At 73.9% G+C, this 1,852-nt stretch carries 4 protein-coding genes; all 4 read left to right on the top strand.

From position 1 onward, the window contains the following. The first annotated feature begins 154 nt into the window (after positions 1-154). From Q4D18_RS11730 to Q4D18_RS11745, 4 genes are read left to right on the top strand one after another with little or no spacing between them, the layout of a single operon-like run. Positions 155-472, top strand: coding sequence for a hypothetical protein (locus tag Q4D18_RS11730; RefSeq protein WP_303128624.1), 318 nt, complete (start codon positions 155-157; stop codon positions 470-472). After that, positions 472-993 carry a hypothetical protein gene (locus Q4D18_RS11735; protein WP_303128626.1) on the top strand — a complete coding sequence of 174 codons (522 nt, stop codon included), beginning with the start codon at positions 472-474 and terminating at the stop codon, positions 991-993. Before Q4D18_RS11730 ends, Q4D18_RS11735 begins: the two co-directional genes overlap by 1 nt. Then, positions 990-1,388, top strand: coding sequence for a hypothetical protein (locus tag Q4D18_RS11740; protein WP_303128628.1), 399 nt, complete (start codon positions 990-992; stop codon positions 1,386-1,388). The genes Q4D18_RS11735 and Q4D18_RS11740 overlap by 4 nt, the downstream gene beginning before the upstream one ends. Further along, positions 1,385-1,804, top strand: a complete 420-nt coding sequence (locus Q4D18_RS11745) for a hypothetical protein (RefSeq protein ID WP_303128630.1) — start codon at positions 1,385-1,387, stop codon at positions 1,802-1,804. Before Q4D18_RS11740 ends, Q4D18_RS11745 begins: the two co-directional genes overlap by 4 nt. The last annotated feature ends 48 nt before the right edge of the window (positions 1,805-1,852 follow it).

Consider the following 1,852-nt stretch of genomic DNA (forward strand, 5'->3'; position numbering starts at 1 on the left):
TGGAGATCATGCGCGGCGACACGCACGAGGACGCCTACATGCCCAACGACCCAGCCAAGGAGCTGATCCTCGACCGCACCGCAGCACGCGCGCTCGCCGTGCGGCTGTTGCTCTGGGCCGAGGCCGCCACCGTCGAGCCCACGGAGGTGCAGGCATGACCGCCCAGCCGATCACCCCGGTGGCGGCCGGCCGCCCGCTGGTGCAGCGGTTCCTGCCGTGCACGCGCGGCGCGTCCATCACCGGCGTCGTCCTCATGGACCGCGGCCACTACGTCCTCTACCCCGAGGCGTACCTCGGCGCGGACGGCGCCTGGCACGTCCCGGGCATCAGCCTCGTCCTGGACCCTGCCCTGCTGATCGCGTTCATCGTGGCCCACGACGACGTGACGGTCCGCTACCAGCTCGTCCAGGCCGCCGACGGCGCCCACGAGTGGCGGGCCACGTACCGCCCCGTCGAAGGGGGTGCCCGCTGATGCCCCGCTTCACCGACGACGAGCTGCACCGCCTGAGCAAGAAGCACCTCGCCGCGCGGCCGGTCGTGCCGGGCGCGCCGGCATGGAGCGTCGATTCGCTGCAGCTGAACGCCACCTGGAGGGAGCAGGCCACTCTCCGGCGCTTCGCCGAGACCCCGGCCTACGACGACGCCGCCGCCCAGCGCGCGCTCCTGCCCATCTACACGGACCTGCCTGGAATGAGTCCCTGGACCAGATCCGCGATCGTGTGGCGGTCGCGAGCGTGGGGAGACTCGGCACCCGGGGCTAAAGCCTGGCACGTCCGCGTGTGGGACGCGCCATGCCCGGACGAGGACGACGAGCCCGCTGAGCAGCTCGGCCCGTTCACCTCGTGGGCCGAGGCCATGGCCGTGGCCCGCGCCGAGGCCCGCTACATCGTGCAGCGCCCCGCCCGGCCCACGCCGGCCACCACGGCCCGCGTGGCCGAGCTCCGCGCCGCGGCGTTCACCGACCCCGCCGACGTCCAGGAGGTGTGCTCGTGAGCCGCCCCAGCCCCCTCACCCACAGCCTGACTGCCGCCGCCGCGGCTGCCACGGCCTCCAACCAGCCCGCCGTGCTCATCATCCCCTCGCCCCGCTGGGACGAGCCCCCCGCCACCTGGTGGGTCAACGCCTCCGAGCACGACCGGGACCACGCCATCACCGCGGCCGCCGCCACCTACGGCACGCACCACCACACGCAGAAAGAGCACACCATGGCCCGTACCGTCGCGCTCATCGCACTCTCCACCGCCTTCGCCCTGGCCCTCGCCTGGATCTGGTTCGGAGACACCCGCTTTGCCTGGACCGCGGCCCTCGCACTCACCGTCGCGCTCGGCGCCGGCCTTGCGCTCGCGGCCCGTGCGGGTCGGGCCATGCAGGACGGGGGCCGCCAGTGAACACCGACCGCCCCGCTGGCCGGGTGCTGATCCGGCGCGCCGATGACCCCGAAGCGCCGTGGCAGGAGCTCGAGGGCCCCGTCGAGCTGGCCCAGGGTGAACGCTACGAGGCCCGCACACGCCACCTCGCGCCCTTGCCGCCGCTCCACTTCAGCGCGCGCATCGAGTCCGTCCGTGTCCCGGTGGACTTCGCGGCCTTGACCGACAGCATGCGGCAGGCCCCGGCCGCGATGGAGGCTGGCATGCGCGGGCTCGGGGAGGCGCTCGCCCAGGCCGTCGAGTTCGCCCGCACCGTCGAGGACACCTTCACCGAGCCCGTACCGGACCGCCCCGGCACCTACCGCGCCCGCCGCTACGGGCAGGCAGCACAGCGCAGCCCGTTCGGCCCCACCCACGGACGGAGGACCCGCCGATGACCACCCCCGACCACGCCAGAGAACTCCTCGAGGGACTCCACCTGCAGG

Origin of the sequence: Micrococcus sp. (genome assembly GCF_030523875.1) — a bacterium.
Classification (GTDB): Bacteria; Actinomycetota; Actinomycetes; order Actinomycetales; family Micrococcaceae; genus Micrococcus.

What these genes read in the sequence shown, in the direction of transcription:
- Q4D18_RS11730 (WP_303128624.1), top strand. Translation starts at nt 155, where the DNA reads ATGACCGCCCAGCCGATCACCCCGGTGGCGGCCGGCCGCCCGCTGGTG.
- Q4D18_RS11735 (WP_303128626.1), top strand. Translation starts at nt 472, where the DNA reads ATGCCCCGCTTCACCGACGACGAGCTGCACCGCCTGAGCAAGAAGCAC.